13 protein-coding genes are annotated in these 16,240 nt (G+C 66.2%); 4 read left to right on the top strand and 9 right to left on the bottom strand.

The window, feature by feature from the left end; all coding sequences use genetic code 11:
- Window positions 1-10 precede the first annotated feature (10 nt).
- Together cobA and nirN are read left to right on the top strand one after the other, a co-directional pair.
- Window positions 11-850, top strand: coding sequence for a uroporphyrinogen-III C-methyltransferase (gene cobA, locus AC1RB9_RS02615; RefSeq protein ID WP_003113243.1), 840 nt, complete (start codon window positions 11-13; stop codon window positions 848-850).
- A complete protein-coding gene (gene nirN / locus AC1RB9_RS02610) occupies window positions 841-2,322 on the top strand; it encodes a dihydro-heme d1 dehydrogenase (RefSeq protein WP_003121798.1) in 1,482 nt (493 codons plus the stop codon). Before cobA ends, nirN begins: the two co-directional genes overlap by 10 nt.
- A 463-nt stretch (window positions 2,323-2,785) precedes the next feature.
- Here nirN and AC1RB9_RS02605 read toward each other — a convergent pair whose 3' ends face one another.
- The 9 genes from AC1RB9_RS02605 to bioB all read right to left on the bottom strand — a co-directional run bounded on the left by AC1RB9_RS02605 (window position 2,786) and on the right by bioB (window position 13,921).
- Window positions 2,786-4,564 (bottom strand): acyl-CoA dehydrogenase C-terminal domain-containing protein, encoded by a 1,779-nt coding sequence (locus AC1RB9_RS02605; RefSeq protein ID WP_003163221.1) that lies wholly within the window; start codon window positions 4,562-4,564, stop codon window positions 2,786-2,788.
- 272 nt (window positions 4,565-4,836) lie between these two features.
- Window positions 4,837-6,633, bottom strand: coding sequence for an acyl-CoA dehydrogenase C-terminal domain-containing protein (locus AC1RB9_RS02600; RefSeq protein WP_003103343.1), 1,797 nt, complete (start codon window positions 6,631-6,633; stop codon window positions 4,837-4,839).
- A 212-nt stretch (window positions 6,634-6,845) separates the two neighbouring features.
- A complete protein-coding gene (locus tag AC1RB9_RS02595; RefSeq protein ID WP_003084842.1) occupies window positions 6,846-8,651 on the bottom strand; it encodes a phenylacyl-CoA dehydrogenase in 1,806 nt (601 codons plus the stop codon).
- 339 nt (window positions 8,652-8,990) lie between these two features.
- Entirely contained in the window at window positions 8,991-9,221 is a 231-nt protein-coding gene (locus tag AC1RB9_RS02590; protein WP_003103338.1) for a hypothetical protein, read from the bottom strand.
- A 108-nt stretch (window positions 9,222-9,329) separates the two neighbouring features.
- Entirely contained in the window at window positions 9,330-10,016 is a 687-nt protein-coding gene (bioD, locus tag AC1RB9_RS02585; RefSeq protein ID WP_003103336.1) for a dethiobiotin synthase, read from the bottom strand.
- A 3-nt stretch (window positions 10,017-10,019) separates the two neighbouring features.
- Complete coding sequence (gene bioC, locus AC1RB9_RS02580; protein WP_003113247.1) at window positions 10,020-10,844, bottom strand: malonyl-ACP O-methyltransferase BioC; 825 nt, start codon at window positions 10,842-10,844, stop codon at window positions 10,020-10,022.
- On the bottom strand, window positions 10,837-11,559 hold the full coding sequence (locus tag AC1RB9_RS02575) for an alpha/beta fold hydrolase (protein WP_003103332.1): 723 nt from the start codon (window positions 11,557-11,559) through the stop codon (window positions 10,837-10,839). Before AC1RB9_RS02575 ends, bioC begins: the two co-directional genes overlap by 8 nt.
- Window positions 11,552-12,757, bottom strand: a complete 1,206-nt coding sequence (bioF, locus tag AC1RB9_RS02570) for an 8-amino-7-oxononanoate synthase (protein WP_003084826.1) — start codon at window positions 12,755-12,757, stop codon at window positions 11,552-11,554. The genes AC1RB9_RS02575 and bioF overlap by 8 nt, the downstream gene beginning before the upstream one ends.
- Before the next feature lie 105 nt (window positions 12,758-12,862).
- Window positions 12,863-13,921, bottom strand: a complete 1,059-nt coding sequence (gene bioB / locus AC1RB9_RS02565) for a biotin synthase BioB (protein WP_003103330.1) — start codon at window positions 13,919-13,921, stop codon at window positions 12,863-12,865.
- A gap of 565 nt (window positions 13,922-14,486) precedes the next feature.
- On the opposite strand from bioB, the gene AC1RB9_RS02560 reads away from it, so the two are divergent.
- Both AC1RB9_RS02560 and AC1RB9_RS02555 read left to right on the top strand, forming a co-directional pair.
- Window positions 14,487-15,188 (top strand): fimbrial biogenesis chaperone, encoded by a 702-nt coding sequence (locus tag AC1RB9_RS02560; RefSeq protein WP_003121794.1) that lies wholly within the window; start codon window positions 14,487-14,489, stop codon window positions 15,186-15,188.
- 17 nt (window positions 15,189-15,205) lie between these two features.
- Window positions 15,206-16,204, top strand: a complete 999-nt coding sequence (locus tag AC1RB9_RS02555) for a fimbrial protein (protein ID WP_003163218.1) — start codon at window positions 15,206-15,208, stop codon at window positions 16,202-16,204.
- Window positions 16,205-16,240 lie beyond the last annotated feature (36 nt).

Below are 16,240 nucleotides of genomic sequence, written 5' to 3'. Positions count from 1 at the left end.
GGAAAGCCTCATGAACACTACCGTGATTCCGCCGTCCCTCCTCGATGTCGATTTCCCTGCCGGCAGCGTCGCCCTGGTCGGCGCCGGCCCCGGCGATCCGGGCCTGCTCACCCTGCGCGCCTGGGCCCTGCTGCAACAGGCCGAGGTGGTGGTCTACGACCGCCTGGTCGCCCGCGAGCTGATCGCCCTTCTGCCGGAAAGCTGCCAGCGCATCTACGTCGGCAAGCGCTGCGGCCACCACAGCCTGCCGCAGGAAGAAATCAACGAGCTGCTGGTGCGCCTGGCCCGGCAGCAACGCCGGGTGGTCCGCCTGAAAGGCGGCGACCCGTTCATCTTCGGTCGCGGCGCCGAGGAGCTGGAGCGCCTGCTCGAAGCCGGCGTCGACTGCCAGGTGGTCCCCGGCGTCACCGCCGCCTCCGGTTGCAGTACCTACGCCGGCATCCCGCTGACCCACCGCGACCTCGCCCAGTCCTGCACCTTCGTCACCGGCCACCTGCAGAACGACGGCCGCCTCGACCTCGACTGGGCCGGCCTGGCGCGTGGCAAGCAGACCCTGGTGTTCTACATGGGCCTGGGCAACCTCGCCGAGATCGCCGCGCGCCTGGTCGAGCACGGCCTCGCCAGCGACACCCCGGCGGCGCTGGTCAGCCAGGGCACCCAGGCGGGCCAGCAGGTGACCCGCGGCGCCCTTGCCGAGCTGCCGGCGCTGGCGCGACGCTACCAGTTGAAGCCGCCGACGCTGATCGTCGTCGGCCAGGTGGTCGCGCTCTTCGCCGAGCGCGCGATGGCGCATCCGTCATACCTGGGCGCCGGCTCGCCGGTCAGCCGCGAGGCCGTCGCATGCGCCTGATCGGCCTCGCCCTCGGCCTGCTCCTCGGCGCCCTCGCACAGGCCGGCGAAGCGCCGGGGGAAGCGCTCTACCGCCAGCACTGCCAGGCCTGCCACGGCGCCGGGCGGCTCGGCGGCAGCGGCCCGACCCTGCTCCCGGAAAGCCTTTCGCGGCTGAAGCCGGCGCAGGCCCGCGAGGTGATCCTGCACGGTCGCCCGGCAACCCAGATGGCCGGCTTTGCCGGTCAATTGGACGACGCCGCGGCGGACGCCCTGGTCGCCTATCTCTACCAGGCGCCGCCGCGCGAACCGCAGTGGACCGCCGAGGACATCCGGGCCAGCCAGGTTCAGCCGCATCCCCTCGCCACCCTGCCGTCCAGGCCCCGCTTCGAGGCCGACCCGCTGAACCTGTTCGTGGTGGTGGAGTCCGGCGACCACCACGTGACCATCCTCGACGGCGATCGCTTCGAGCCCATCGCCCGCTTCCCCTCGCGCTACGCCCTGCACGGAGGTCCGAAGTTCTCCCCGGACGGGCGCCTGGTGTACTTCGCCTCGCGCGACGGCTGGGTAACCCTCTACGACCTGTACAACCTGAAGGTGGTCGCCGAGGTCCGCGCCGGCCTCAACACGCGCAACCTGGCGGTCAGCGACGACGGGCGCTGGGTCCTGGTGGGCAACTACCTGCCCGGCAACCTGGTGCTGCTGGACGCCCGCGACCTGTCCCTGGTGCAGGTCATCCCGGCGGCCGACGCCCAGGGCCAGGCCTCGCGGGTCAGCGCGGTATACACGGCACCGCCGCGACACAGCTTCGTGGTCGCCCTGAAGGACGTCCACGAGCTGTGGGAGCTGCCCTATGCCAACGGCAAGCCGGTCGCGCCGAAACGGCTGGCGGTCGCCGACTACCTCGACGACTTCTCCTTCAGCCCCGACTACCGCTACCTGCTGGGCAGCTCGCGGCAGGCCAGGGGCGGCGAGGTGATCGAGCTGGACAGCGGCGCGCGGGTCGCCTCGATCCCGCTGTCGGGCATGCCGCACCTCGGCTCGGGCATCTACTGGAAGCGCGACGGGCGCTGGGTGTTCGCCACGCCGAACATCAGCCGCGGGGTGATCTCGGTGATCGACCTGCAAAACTGGAAGCCGTTGAAGGAAATCGTCACCGACGGCCCCGGCTTCTTCATGCGCAGCCATGCCGACTCGCCCTACGCCTGGACCGATACCTTCCTTGGCAAGAAACACGACGAGATCCTGCTGATCGACAAGCAGACCCTGGAAATCGCCCATCGCCTGCGCCCCAGCCCGGGCAAGGTGGCCGGCCACGTCGAGTTCACCCGCGACGGCCGCTACGCCCTGCTCAGCGTCTGGGACCGCGACGGCGCGCTGGTGGTCTACGACGCACACAGCCTGGAGGAAGTGAAGCGACTGCCGATGAACAAGCCGTCGGGCAAGTACAACGTCGGCAACAAGATCGGCTATGCGGAGGGAACCTCGCACTGAGGCTCGGGCGAGACGCCATCAACGGATATCCCCGTATCCTCCGCGACGGACCGCGACAACCCTGTCCCCTCACGGCACGAGAAAAATCACGGGAATGGCGGATAACCGCAAGCGGTTATTCGCCCTACCGCCCGTCCCGCGCGAGGAGCCGTAGGGCGCATAACGCCAACGGCGTTATCCGCCGATCACCCTGTCCCATCACGGCCCCGAGAAAACCACGGGAATGGCGGATAACCGCAAGCGGTTATTCGCCCTACCGCCCACCCTGCGCGAGGAGCCGTAGGGCGCATAACGCCAACGGCGTTATCCGCCGATCACCCTGTCCCATCACGGCCCCGAGAAAACCCTGGGAATGGCGGATAGCCGCAAGCGGATATCCACCCCCCACCCGTCCCGCGCGCCGCCCCCCGGCGCCCAGAAAAAAGCCCCGCATCGCGGGGCTTTCCGTCTCAGGCGCCAGGCCTCAGAACTGCTCGGCGTCCAGCAGGTACAGCGACTCGCTGCCGGCGCGCACGGAGGCGCTCAGGGAATGGATGCGCGGCAGCAGGCGGGCGAAGTAGAAGCGCGCGGTACCCAGCTTGCTGGCGTAGAAGTCGTCCTCGCCCTGCTTGGCCAGCGCGGTGCGCGCCATCAATGCCCACATGTAGGCATAGGCGGTGTAGCCGAACACATGCAGGTATTCGACCGACGCCGCGCCGATCTCGTTGGGATTGCCCTTGGCGCGGTCGAGCAGCCAGGCGGTCAGCTCTTCCAGGTTCTCCACGGCGGCCGCCAGCGGCTTGCTGAACTCGCCCAGGGCCTCGTCGGCGGAAGCGACGAAGGCCTTGATCTCGTTGGTGAAGTGACGGGAGAAGGCGCCGCCGCTGCCGATCACCTTGCGCCCCACCAGGTCGAGCGCCTGGATGCCGTTGGTGCCTTCGTAGATCTGCGTGATGCGACAGTCGCGCACCAGTTGCTCCTGGCCCCATTCGCGGATGAAGCCGTGGCCACCGAAGATCTGCTGGCCATGGATGGTGGTTTCCAGCCCCATGTCGGTGAGGAATGCCTTGGCCACCGGGGTCAGCAGCGCCACCAGCTCTTCCGCGCGCTTGCGGGTGACCGAGTCTTCGCTGTACTTGGCGGTGTCCAGCTGCATCGCGACGTAGCTGGAGAAGGCGCGGCCGCCTTCGTTCAGCGCCTTCATGGTGAGCAGCATGCGACGCACGTCGGGGTGCACGATGATCGGGTCGGCGGCCTTGTCCTTGGCCACCGGGCCGGTCGGCGCGCGGCTCTGGATACGCTCGCGGGCATATTCGATGGCGCTCTGGTAGGAGCGCTCGCCAGTGGCCAGGCCCTGGATGCCGACGCCAAGGCGCTCGTAGTTCATCATGGTGAACATCGCCGCCAGGCCCTTGTTGACCTCGCCCACCAGCCAACCGGTAGCGCCGTCGAAGTTCATCACGCAGGTGGCCGAGGCCTTGATCCCCATCTTGTGCTCGATGGAGCCGCAACCCAGGCTGTTCTTCTCGCCCAGCGAGCCATCGGCGTTGACCAGCACCTTCGGTACCAGGAACAGCGAGATGCCCTTCGGCCCGGCCGGGGCGTCGGGCAGCTTGGCCAGCACCAAGTGGATGATGTTCTCGGTCAGGTCATGCTCGCCGCCGGTGATGAAGATCTTGGTCCCGCTGATCTTGTAGGAGCCGTCGGCCTGCGGCTCGGCCCTGGTGCGGATGATGCCCAGGTCGGTGCCGGCATGCGGCTCGGTCAGGCACATGGAACCGGCCCAGATACCGGCGTACATGTTCGGCAGGTACTTGTCCTTCAGTTCGTCGCTGGCATGGGCATTGAGCGCCAGGCAGGCGCCGGCGGTCAGCATCGGATACAGGCCGAACGACAGGTTGGCCGAGTTGACCAGTTCCTCGACCTGCGCCGAGATCACCTTGGGCATACCCATGCCGCCGTAGGCCGGATCACCGCCGACGCCGACCCAGCCGCCTTCGGCGTAGGTCCGGTAGGCCTCGGGGAAGCCGGCCGGGGTGCTCACCGCGCCAGCGTTCCACTGGCAGCCTTCCTCGTCGCCCGGACGGTTCAGCGGGGCGATGGTACCGGCGGTGACCTTGCCGGCCTCTTCGAGGATCGCCGCGGCGGTCTCGGCGTCGACCACTTCGGCCAGCGCCGGCAGTTGCGCCCAGAGCCGGGAGACCTCGAACACCTCATTGAGGACGAAGCGCATGTCGCGCAGCGGAGCTTTGTAATCAGCCATGTGGGGAATCCTCGATCGTACCGATCGCCGGCCGGGGGCCAGCGGCAACAAAATGGAGGCACGAAAGGCGTGCCGCGGCCGAGTCTACACCACCAACATTTCGGACTTGTAGCGTCACGTCGTGACCGGAAAGTCTATATCGGTCTTCTATGCGACAGGCATGAGAAAGCCCGCTTTTCGCGGGCTCGAGCGAGTTCGCCGGGAGTCCGACGGGCCCGGCGGGTGCGGGAGAAACCGGGGGAAGAAGCGCCGCGCCCCTGCCCCGGCAGCCGCTAGAGCGAAAACTGCTCCGCCGACAGGCTCATCAGGCCCGCCGCGCCGGCCTGGATCGCCGCGGCGTGCGCCGCGGTGCGCGGCAGCAGGCGACTGAAGTAGAAGTCGGCGGTGGCCAGCTTGGCTTCGTAGAACGCGGCCTCGCCGCTGCCGGCATCCAGCTTCTCGCGCGCCACCAGGGCGATGCGCAACCAGAAATAGGCCAGGGTCACGTAGCCGGAGAACATCAGGTAGTCCACCGAGGCGGCGCCCACTTCGTCGGCATTCTTCATCGCCGCCAGACCCACCTGCTGGGTCAGTTCGCCCCACTGCGCGTTCAGCGCCGCCAGTTGCGCGACCTGTCCCTTCAGTTGCGGATGCTCGGCCTGGGCCTGGCACAACTGGTGGACCAGTTTGGTGAAACCGCGCAACAGCTTGCCCTGGCTGCCCAGTACCTTGCGGCCGAGCAGGTCGAGGGCCTGGATGCCGTTGGTGCCTTCGTAGATCTGTGCGATGCGGCAATCGCGGACCAACTGCTCCATGCCCCACTCGCGGATGTAGCCGTGGCCGCCGTAGACCTGCATGCCGAGGTTGGTCACCTCCTGCCCGGTCTCGGTCATGAAGGCCTTGCAGATCGGTGTCAGGAAGGCCAGCAGGTCGGCGGCCCGCTCGCGCTCGGCGGCGTCCTGCGACAGGTGCTCGGTGTCGAGCAACTGGGCGGTGAAGTAGGCCAGCGCGCGGTTGCCTTCGTTGAACGCCTTCATGGTCAGCAGCATGCGCCGCACGTCGGGGTGCACGATGATCGGGTCGGCCGGCTTGTCCGGCGCCTTCGGCCCGGTCAGCGAGCGCATCTGCAAGCGCTCCCGGGCGTAGCGCACGGCGCCCTGGTAACTGGTCTCGCCAAGGCACAGGCCCTGCATGCCGGTGCCCAGGCGGGCGTGGTTCATCATGGTGAACATGCAGTGCAGGCCCTTGTTCGGCTCGCCGATCAGGTAGCCGGTGGCGCCGTCGAAGTTCATCACACAGGTGGCCGAGGCCTTGATCCCCATCTTGTGCTCGATGGAGCCACAGGAGACCGCATTGCGCGCGCCCACGTTACCTTCGGCGTCGGGTAGGAACTTCGGCACGATGAACAGCGAGATACCCTTGGTCCCGGCCGGCGCATCGGGAAGCTTGGCCAGCACCAGGTGGACGATGTTCTCGCTCAGGTCGTGCTCGCCGGCGGAGATGAAGATCTTCGTCCCGCTGATCGCATGGCTGCCGTCGGCGTTCGGCACCGCGCGGGTCTTGATGATGCCCAGGTCGGTGCCGCAGTGCGGCTCGGTCAGGCACATGGTGCCGGTCCAGGTGCCGGCGGTCATCCGCGCCAGGTAGAGGTCCTTCTGCGCCTGGCTGCCGTGGGCGTGGATCGCCGACATGGCGCCGCGGGTCAGGCCCGGGTACATGCCCCAGGAGACATTGCTGGCGCCGATCATCTCGCTGAGCAGCAGACCCAGCGAGTGCGGCAGGCCCTGGCCGCCGTACGCGGGATCGCTGGCGACACCGTTCCAGCCACCCTCGACGTACTGTGCATAGGCTTCCTTGAAACCCTTGGGCGTGGTCACCACGCCGTTGTCGAAGTGGCAGCCCTCTTCGTCGCCGGAGCGGTTCAGCGGCGCCAGAACCTGTTCGCAGAATTTCGACCCTTCATCGAGGATCGCCGCCACCATGTCCGGGGTCGCGTCGCTGGCGCCGAGCGCCTGGTAGCGCCCATGGAAGTCGAATACCTCATCGATCAGGAAGCGCATGTCGCGCAGCGGAGCCTTGTATTCCGGCATCTCTGTTCTCCTCGGCAGGGGCGCCCCACAGGCGCGAATCCCTCGAAGCTACTGCGCCGGGCGGGCGCCTACAATCACGCTGCGGACGCTGAATGCAACGCCATAACCCCGAGGTCGGAAGGCCAGGATGCAGCGGATCGCAGGCATGAAAAAGCCCGCCGAAGGGCGGGCTCTTTCTCACCTGGGGAACGGGCCGCCAGCGGCCCGTGCCATCAGTAACCGAGGGCGAAATCTTCCTCGGCCATCTCCATCAGGTTGTTGGCGCCGGACAGCATGGCGGCGACGTGGGCGCGGGTACGCGGCAGGATGCGCTGGAAGTAGAAGCGCGCGGTCTGCAGCTTGGCCTTGTAGAAGGCTTCCTCGCCGGTGCCGGCGGCCAGCTTCTCGGCGGCCAGGCGCGCCATGTCGGCCCAGAAGTAGGCCAGGCAGGCGTAGCCGGAGTACATCAGGTAGTCCACCGAAGCGGCGCCGACTTCCTCGCGATCCTTCATGGCGGCCATGCCGACCTTCATGGTCAGGTCGCCCCACTCCTTGTTCAGCTGTGCCAGCGGAGCGACGAATTCCTTGACGGCTTCGTTGGCTTCGTTGGCCTGGCAGAACTTGTGCACGATCTTGGTGAAGCCCTTCAGCGCCTCGCCCTGGGTCATCAGCACCTTGCGGCCCAGCAGGTCGAGGGCCTGAACGCCGGTGGTGCCTTCGTACAGCATCGAGATGCGGCTGTCGCGGACGTTCTGCTCCATGCCGTGCTCGGCGATGAAACCGTGGCCACCGAAGATCTGCACGCCGTGGTTGGCGGACTCGAAGCCGACTTCGGTCATGAACGCCTTGGCGATCGGCGTGAGGAAGGCCAGCATCGAGTCGGCGGCTTTCTTCTGCTCTTCGTCCTGGCTGCGCTGGACGATGTCGACCTGCTTGGCGGCGAAGTACAGCATCGCGCGGTTGCCTTCGGCGAAGGCCTTCATGGTCAGCAGCATGCGGCGCACGTCAGGATGCACGATGATCGGGTCGGCGGGCTTCTCGGGCGCCTTCGGACCGGTCAGCGAGCGCATCTGCAGACGCTCGCGAGCATAGGCGATGCCGCCCTGGAAACCGACTTCGGCATGGGCCAGGCCTTGCAGCGCGGTACCCAGGCGAGCGGTGTTCATGAAGGTGAACATGCAGTTCAGGCCCTTGTTCGGCGGGCCGATCAGGAAGCCGGTGGCGGCGTCGAAGTTCATCACGCAGGTGGCGTTGCCGTGGATGCCCATCTTGTGCTCGATGGAACCGCAGGAAACCGCGTTGCGCTCGCCGGCGTTGCCTTCGGCGTTGGGCAGGAACTTCGGCACGATGAACAGCGAGATGCCCTTGGTGCCCTGCGGGGCGTCGGGCAGGCGGGCCAGGACGATATGGACGATGTTGTCGGCCATGTCGTGCTCGCCGGCGGAGATGAAGATCTTGGTGCCGGTGACCTTGTAGCTACCGTCGGCCTGCGGCTCGGCCTTGGTGCGCAGCATGCCCAGGTCGGTGCCGCAGTGCGGCTCGGTCAGGCACATGGTGCCGGTCCACTCGCCGGAGACCAGCTTGGTCAGGTAGGTTGCCTGCTGCTCGGCGGTGCCGTGGGCATGCAGGGTGTTCATGGCGCCGTGGGACAGGCCCGGGTACATGCCCCAGGACCAGTTGGCCTGGCCGACCATCTCGCTGATGGCCAGGCCGAGGGATTCCGGCAGACCCTGGCCGCCGTGCTCGACGTCATGGGCCAGGCTCGGCCAACCGCCTTCGACGAACTGCTGGTAGGCCTCCTTGAAGCCGGTCGGGGTCTTCACGCCGTCGGCGCTCCAGGTGCAGCCTTCCAGGTCGCCGACGCGGTTCAGCGGAGCGATCACCTGTTCGCAGAACTTCGCACCTTCCTCGAGGATGGCGTTGACCATGTCGGGAGTCGCGTCTTCGGCGCCCGGCAGGCTCTGGTAGTGCGCTTCGTAGCCCAGCAGCTCGTCGCGAACGAAACGGATATCACGCAAGGGGGCCTTGTAATCAGGCATAGCAGTCAACCTCTACGAAGGGTTCTGGTTAATCGGCGACCGGACGGATGTCCAGAGTCTGCGGTCGCAGTGCGGGATCGCTCCCGGTCGCCTTGCCGGACGCACTCATGCGTCCCGACTCTCAAACAGGCGTTTGAAACATACGTTTACGCCAATCCCTTGTCAAGCATCCGAACCGACCGCTCGGTCATGCCCGAAATCACTGGCAGCCACGTCCTTCCAAAGCACTTTCGTCTCTCTCAGTAAAGCCCATGGCGAAGCGCCCGGCAGGCTTCAGGGGCCGCCGGGTGACAGTCGGAAAAGGAAGGGTCGGGGCGGCCGCTGCCGGCCGCCAGGAAGTCAGGCGTGGGTATCGATCAGGGTACCGAGGGTCTCGTCGGCTACCTCGATGACCCGGGCGCCGCTCTGCGCCTCGAGCTTGCCGCGGGTCAGTTCGACCATCTGCTCGGCCTGGGGCGAACGGGCCTCCACGGTATTGCGGGCGATCTCGCTGCCGGCCTGGGCGACGCGGGCGCTGCCCGACTGCACCGCGTTGAGGCCACTGACGAAAGCGTTGCCGGAAATTTCCACCCTCTACTCCTGGGGACGCGCACGCGCCACTGCGATAGCAAGTGGCTTCTATTCAAACAGACTTGGCCGGCGCTGGGTACCGCCCGTTGGTTATGGACGGCCTGCTGTTTATAGCCCGATACCCAGGGGCCGCAGGTCGAGGTGTGCGGCCACGGCCGCGGGAGTGGCTTCCTCCAGGCGCGGTACCCGACCCAGGCAGGGCGCCGGCAGGCGTTCGGCGAGGGTCGCCAGGTTCTCTTCCAGGCGCGAGGTAGCCGGGTCGACGACGTTGGCCACCCAGCCGGCCAGCGCCAGGCCGTCGCCCAGGATCGCCTCGGCGCTGAGCAGCGCATGGTTGATACAGCCCAGGCGCACGCCGACCACCAGCACCACCGGCAGCGCCAGCAGGCGCGCCAGGTCGGACAGGTTCTCGCGGCCCAGCAACGGCACGCGCCATCCGCCGGCGCCCTCCACCAGGGTGAAGTCGGCCTGTAGCGCCAGCACCTCGCGCACCGCCTCGTGCAAGCGTGCGGCGCTCAGTTCGACGCCAGCCTCGCGCGCCGCCAGGTGCGGGGCGATGGCCGGTGCGAAGGCCAGCGGGTTGACCTGCTCGTAGGCCAGCGCCAGCGAGCACTGGCCGAGCAACACCAACGCGTCGCCATTGCGCAGGCCTTGCGCCGTGGGCTCGCAGCCGGAGGCCACCGGCTTCGCCGCGGCGGTGCTCAGGCCGGCACTCCGGGCCGCGTGGAGCAGGCCGGCGGCGATGGTGGTCTTGCCGATCTCGGTGTCGGTACCGGTGACGAAGAACGCCGGCATGGTTCAGGAATCCTTGCGCAGCACGCCGAAGACGACGCGGTAGGTAGCGGGCAGCCCCTCGGGCTGGCGGAAACGCTCGTAGGCGGCGACCAGCGCGCGGATGCGCTGGCGCCCGGTCAGGCCGTCGGGCCGCCCGGGGTTGAGGTTGTGCGCGCCCAGCGCCTTGAGTTCGTGGGTCAGGCTGCGCAGGTCGGGGAAATGCAGGAGCCGGTCCTCGTGGCGCAGGGTCAGCGGCAGCAGGCCGCTGCCGGCCGCGTGTTGCAGGTAGTCGGCGAAGGCGCGGAAGCGATTGACGTGGACGAAGCCGTCCACCACCCGCCAACTGTCGCGCAACTCGCCCAGGGTACCGACGCACAGGCTGCTGAACGCCAGCACGCCGCCCGGCCGCAGGACCCGCCGCGCCTCGGCCAGGACCGCCGGGAGGTCGGCGCACCACTGGATGGCCAGGCTGGAGAACAGCAGGTCGCAACTGCCGTCGCGCAACGGCAGCCTCTCGGCGTCGCCGCCGATGAAATGGCTGGCGCCGCCGCGCGCGCGGGCATGCCGCAGCATGCCTTCGGCGATATCCACGGCCAGGCCCTCGGCCGCACCGAAGCGTCGTTCCAGGGCCCGGCTGAAATAACCGGTGCCGCAGCCGAGATCGACCCAGCGGCGCGGCGAGAAGCCTTCCGGCAATGCCGACAGCAGGCTCTCACCGACGCCGCGCTGGAGTTCGGCCACCGCGTCGTAGCTGGCCGCCGCGCGGGAAAACGACGCGGCGACCTGGCGCTTGTCGGGCAGCGCGGCAACGCCATGGGGCGCCAGCAGCGGCGAGGAATCGTCAGGCATCGTCACCCTCGCGAAGGAATCTCAGGATTGCGCCGGCCACCTCGTCCGGACATTCCAGCGGCAGGCCGTGACTGGCCGCCAGGGTCGAGACCTCGACGTCCGGCAGCCACTCGAGCAGGGCCTCGGCGGCGGCCAGCGGCACCAGCGCATCGGCTTCGGCGAACAGGTGCAATTGCGGCCCGCGGAAGTTTTCCAGGGCGGCCCGGGTATCCAGTTGGCCGAGCAACTGCAGGCCGGCGACCAGCGCCTCGCGCTCCAGTTGCGGCAGCGCCACCTGCAGTTGCCGCGCCAGGGTCCGAGGGTCGCGCGCACCCTGGCTGACCAGCAGGGTGAAACGCTTGCGGGTCAGGTGCGGTTCGAGCAGGAAAGCCTCGAAGAAGTCCTCGAAGGTTTCCGCCGGCATCGCGTTCGGCCAGTCCTCGCGCACGCGGAAGCACGGATTGCTGGCCAGGGTCAGCAGTCCCCGGCAATCGTCACCGCGGCGCGCCGCCAGTTCGCCGGCGAGCATGCCTCCCAGCGACCAGCCGGCCAGCCAGCTATCGCGCGGCAGGTTATCGTCGAGTTCGTCGAGCCAGTCGGCGGCGTCGTCCAGCGACGGCAGCGGCTCGATCAACACGTTCAGGTGCGGCTCGCGCTCGTGCAGCGCGTCGCGCAGCGGTTCCAGCGGTGCGCTACCCAGGCCCCAGCCCGGCAACAGGATCAAGTGGTCACGCATCGTCTCCCTCCTCGGCTTCGATCTCTGCCAGAAGGCTAGACGACAGCTGTCGCCAGCTTTCGCCGAGGGCTTCGAGCAAGCGGTCGACCTGCGCTTCGCTGTGCGCGGCGGACAGCGTGACGCGCAGCCGCGCGCTGTTGGCCGGCACGGTTGGCGGGCGGATCGCGCCGACCATGATGCCACGGGCTCGAAGCATGCCGGCCAGGGCCACGGCCTGGCGGCTGCCGCCGACCAGGATCGGCTGGATCGGCGTGAAGCTGTCCATCAGGGTCAGGCCAAGCGCCTCGGCGCCATGGCGGAAACGGGCGATCAGCGCCGCCAGGTGTTGCCGCCGCCAGCTTTCGCGGCGCAGCAGCTCCAGGCTCTTCAGGGTGGCGCAGGCCACCGCTGGCGGCTGGCTGGTGGTGTAGATGTAGGGCCGGGCGTACTGGATCAGGGTCTCGATCAGTTCCTCGCTGCCCGCTACGAAGGCGCCGGCGGTACCGAAACCCTTGCCGAGGGTGCCGATCAGCACCGGCACCTGCTCCTGGCCGAGGCCGAAGTGTTCGACGATCCCGCCGCCGCTGGCGCCCAGCGGGCCGAAGCCATGCGCGTCGTCGACCATCAGCCAGGCGCCGCGGGCCTGCGCGACGGCGGCCAGGGCCGGCAGGTCGGCGAGATTGCCGTCCATGCTGAAGACCCCGTCGGTGACCACCAGGGTATTGCCCTCGGCCTTGTCCAGGCGCGCGGCGAGGCTTGCCGGGTCGTTGTGCAGGTAGCGCGAGAAACGCGCGCCGGAGAGCAATCCGGCATCCAGCAGCGAAGCGTGGTTGAGGCGGTCCTCCAGCACCGTGTCGCCCTTGCCGACCAGCGCGGTCACCGCACCGAGATTGGCCATGTAGCCGGTGGAGAACAGCAGCGCGCGCGGCCGCCCGGTGAATTCGGCGAGGGCCAGCTCCAGTTCGTGGTGCGGGCCGCTGTGGCCGACCACCAGGTGCGAGGCGCCACCGCCCACGCCCCAGCGCTCGGCGCCGGCGCGCAGCGCGGCGATCACCTCGGGATGGTTGGCCAGGCCGAGGTAGTCGTTGGAACAGAAGGCCAGCAGCGGCTGGCCGTCGACCACGACGTCCGGGCCCTGGGCCGACTCCAGCAGCGGCCGCTGGCGGTAGAGGTCTTCCGCGCGCCGGCTGGCGAGGCGGGAAGCGAGATCGAAGGACATGGCAGGTCGCTCGTGTTGCTGGACGGACGCAGGCGCACCCGTCCACGCAGGGCCGACATCAGCGGCTGCAACGAAGGGACGGCGGCACCCTCCCTTCCAGTATGGTCAGGCGGAAGCGGCGTTATAGAACAGCTTCGATTCGCGTTGTTCCACCAACGCCTGCTCGATGGCGGCCTGGTGCACTTCGTCGGCGTGCTCTTCGCGCTCTTCCGGCTTGATGCCGAGACGGGCGAACAACTGCATGTCCTTTTCGGCCTGCGGGTTCTTCGTGGTCAGCAGCTTTTCGCCGTAGAAGATCGAGTTGGCCCCGGCCATGAAGGCCAGCGCCTGCATCTGCTCGTTCATCTGCTCGCGGCCGGCGGACAGGCGCACGTGGGACTTCGGCATCATGATCCGGGCCACCGCCAGGGTGCGGATGAAGTCGAAGGGATCGACGTCCTTCTCTTCCGCCAGGGGCGTGCCCTTGACCTTCACCAGCATGTTGATCGGCACCGACTCCGGGTGCTCCGGCAGGTTCGCCAGTTGGATCAGCAGGCCGGCGCGGTCGTCCACCGACTCGCCCATGCCGAGGATGCCGCCGGAGCAGATCTTCATCCCCGCCTCGCGCACGTAGGCCAGGGTCTGCAGGCGCTCGCTGTAGGTGCGGGTGGTGATGATGTTGCCGTAGAACTCCGGCGAGGTATCCAGGTTGTGGTTGTAGTAGTCGAGGCCGGCGTCCGCCAGCGCCTGGGTCTGTTCCTGGGTCAGGCGACCGAGGGTCATGCAGGTCTCCAGGCCGAGCTTCTTCACGCCCTTGACCATCTCCAGGACGTAGGGCATGTCCTTGGCCGACGGGTGCTTCCAGGCAGCGCCCATGCAGAAGCGGGTCGAACCGATGGCCTTGGCCTCGGCCGCCGCCTCGAGGACCTTCTGCACCTCCATCAGCTTCTCCTTGTCCAGGCCGGTGTTGTAGTGGCCGGACTGCGGGCAGTACTTGCAGTCCTCGGGACAGGCGCCGGTCTTGATCGACAGCAGCGTCGAGACCTGCACGCGGTTCGGGTCGAAGTGCGCGCGATGCACCGTCTGCGCCTGGAACAGCAGGTCGTTGAACGGCTGCTCGAACAGGGCACGGACTTCGGCGAGGGACCAGTCGTGACGGGTGGCGACGGAAGCGGTTGCACTCATGGGGAAGATTCCTTCGACGCTTGTATGGCGCCTTTTGTCGGGGAGCCCCGGCACGCCGGGGGTCAGGCTCAAGGGCATCATAAGTGGCTGTATGACGCTGTCAACCCAACCCAGGACACAGGTCTACATCTGATCAATATTTGATCTCCAATGTAGAAGCCAGCAGTCATCGACTGCTCCAATCGGCCTCGACCTCTATGCGGCATTCGGCTCCCTGGAAAAAACGAGGCAACTACCTCGGGAAATTACAAGTAAAGCTTAGGATATTTCCTACAAGAAATAGGAAATATCTTATTTATATATTCCCTGGCAGGTTTCTAACATGGAGAAACATTGAATCTCTTGCCACCCTAGCGGTGCGCAACGAAAAAAAGTTATCCAGACTTGAACCATGAACGCAACCAACCACCCTAGATATAGCCATTCAAAGCGCAGCGGAAGTATAACGAAAAATATATTCGATCCTTCCGACCAACCACTTTCCAAAACACGATACGGGTTTCATTCGGGCACATTCAGGAATATGAATGGAAAGCGCCTCTTCCAGGTCCGAAGTTGGCTTCGGATGGTTCTTGCATCGATATTCGCCTGGCTGTGCATGTCCGCCCATGCCGATCTCTCGTTCGACGGCCAGAACCGTTTCGTGATGAAAGGCAAGCGCCTGCCGATCACGCTGGTCAACGAGGGCAAGGAGCCGGCCCTGGCGGAAATCTCCCTGGATTGGGGTACCGACGGCACGGGGCAGGCGCTGCCCTTCGCCGTGTCCAGGCCGCTGCTCCGCCTGGGCGCCGGCCAGCGGGCCAAGGTGGAGGTGCTCTACCAGGGCCAGGGCCTGCCCACCGACCGCGAGACCTACCTGCTGTTGAGTGTGCTGGACGTGCCGCACGCGACTGGCAAAGGCGATGCTCTGCAAATCGCTCTGCGCCATCGTTTCAAACTGTTCTACCGACCGTCCTTGAAAGCTACCGTCGAGCAAGCCATGGCTGGCTTAACCTGGTTCTACGATCCTGAGGGTAGTCCCAGGACGCGGAATCCCTCTCCCTATTACGTGACCCTCAGCCAGGTGGAGTTTCTCGATGCGCCCGGGCGGCTCTGCACCCCACCCATCGATCACCTGATGCTGGCTCCTTATACCGAACACTCATTCGACAGCATCGATTGCCAGGCCATCAAGGCTCGATATGAGGTAGTCAGCGACGCCGGCAACCTACGACCCTTTCAGGTCATATTGCCAACGAATGGGAAAGCTACCGCCAATCCACTCTGACCTAGAAGAGACTCCCTATGAAGCCAACCATCCGACTCCTGTTCCTGGGACTGCTCCTGGCTCTATCCCAAAAAAGTCTCGCTTTGACTTGTCTGAAAAACGCGAAGGACGTATCTGATCAAATCTCGATGGATACGACCATCGCGGTACCCATTGCGCTTCCCAAGGACACCATTCTCTGGCGCTCCCCCAACTACAGCGTCAATATAAGTTGCTGGGCGAACCAGTTCTGGAACGACGAAGAGGAGATCTTTTTCTACCTCAGCCCCAAGGATCCTGGCTTGAGCATGATCGGACCCGACCTGGAGGTCGGACTGAACATCGACGGGCGGGACATACGGTGTACGCAAGTCGATCGCTGCCGAATCAAGCTTCCCTATAAAACCAAACGCTGCCTGAGCAATGGCCCCCTCGGCTGCCCGCACCTGACAACCGATTTCACGCTGCACTACAACTTCTTCATTTCCAAGCGAAGCCTTCCCGGCACCAACAAGGAAGGACCGATGGCTGGCCACGATAACTACGTGATTTTCCAGTTGGATGGTATTAAAGGCCCTATCGCCGACAACTTTCGCATGGTGCTCAATGGCCTGAACCAACTGCGCTATATCGCATGCTCGTCGACCCTGAGCATTTCACCCGAGACACTCGACTTCGGCCTACTTCAAGCGTATCAAGCCACCGCCAACCAGACCATCAAGGAAAAACCCTTCCAGATCACTGCAAGCAAGAACTGCAATAGCGCCTATGGCCTGGGAGCACTTCTGAGACCCGTGAATTCTTCCAGCACCGTAGGCGACACGTTGGTGCCGGGAGACAACAAGTCCGTAGGCATCACCGTGCTCAGGCAAGAAGACCGTAGCATCGTCCCCTTCAACGAAGAGTTCCAACTAGTGGAACACAGCAAAGACCAGGTCGTGGTGAAGAACTTCTTGGCCCAACTGAAATGGATGACCGACATGCCTACGCCGGGTCGATTCAATGCCACCGCTGCGATAGATATCTACTACAAGTGAGCGGGAGGCCGCTTCGCAGACGGAAGCGGCCGGTAT

The organism is Pseudomonas sp. 20-5, assembly GCF_056782835.1.
This window is presented reverse-complemented; position numbering and strand designations above follow the sequence as displayed.

Bases quoted from the DNA above. Each gene is read 5' to 3' on its own strand.
- bioD (WP_003103336.1), bottom strand. From the start codon at position 10,016: ATGCCGGCGTTCTTCGTCACCGGTACCGACACCGAGATCGGCAAGACC.
- bioF (WP_003084826.1), bottom strand. From the start codon at position 12,757: ATGTCCTTCGATCTCGCTTCCCGCCTCGCCAGCCGGCGCGCGGAAGAC.
- AC1RB9_RS02600 (WP_003103343.1), bottom strand. From the start codon at position 6,633: ATGCCGGAATACAAGGCTCCGCTGCGCGACATGCGCTTCCTGATCGAT.
- bioB (WP_003103330.1), bottom strand. From the start codon at position 13,921: ATGAGTGCAACCGCTTCCGTCGCCACCCGTCACGACTGGTCCCTCGCC.
- AC1RB9_RS02605 (WP_003163221.1), bottom strand. From the start codon at position 4,564: ATGGCTGATTACAAAGCTCCGCTGCGCGACATGCGCTTCGTCCTCAAT.
- cobA (WP_003113243.1), top strand. From the start codon at position 11: ATGAACACTACCGTGATTCCGCCGTCCCTCCTCGATGTCGATTTCCCT.
- AC1RB9_RS02575 (WP_003103332.1), bottom strand. From the start codon at position 11,559: ATGCGTGACCACTTGATCCTGTTGCCGGGCTGGGGCCTGGGTAGCGCA.
- AC1RB9_RS02560 (WP_003121794.1), top strand. From the start codon at position 14,487: ATGGTTCTTGCATCGATATTCGCCTGGCTGTGCATGTCCGCCCATGCC.
- AC1RB9_RS02555 (WP_003163218.1), top strand. From the start codon at position 15,206: ATGAAGCCAACCATCCGACTCCTGTTCCTGGGACTGCTCCTGGCTCTA.
- bioC (WP_003113247.1), bottom strand. From the start codon at position 10,844: ATGCCTGACGATTCCTCGCCGCTGCTGGCGCCCCATGGCGTTGCCGCG.
- AC1RB9_RS02595 (WP_003084842.1), bottom strand. From the start codon at position 8,651: ATGCCTGATTACAAGGCCCCCTTGCGTGATATCCGTTTCGTTCGCGAC.
- nirN (WP_003121798.1), top strand. From the start codon at position 841: ATGCGCCTGATCGGCCTCGCCCTCGGCCTGCTCCTCGGCGCCCTCGCA.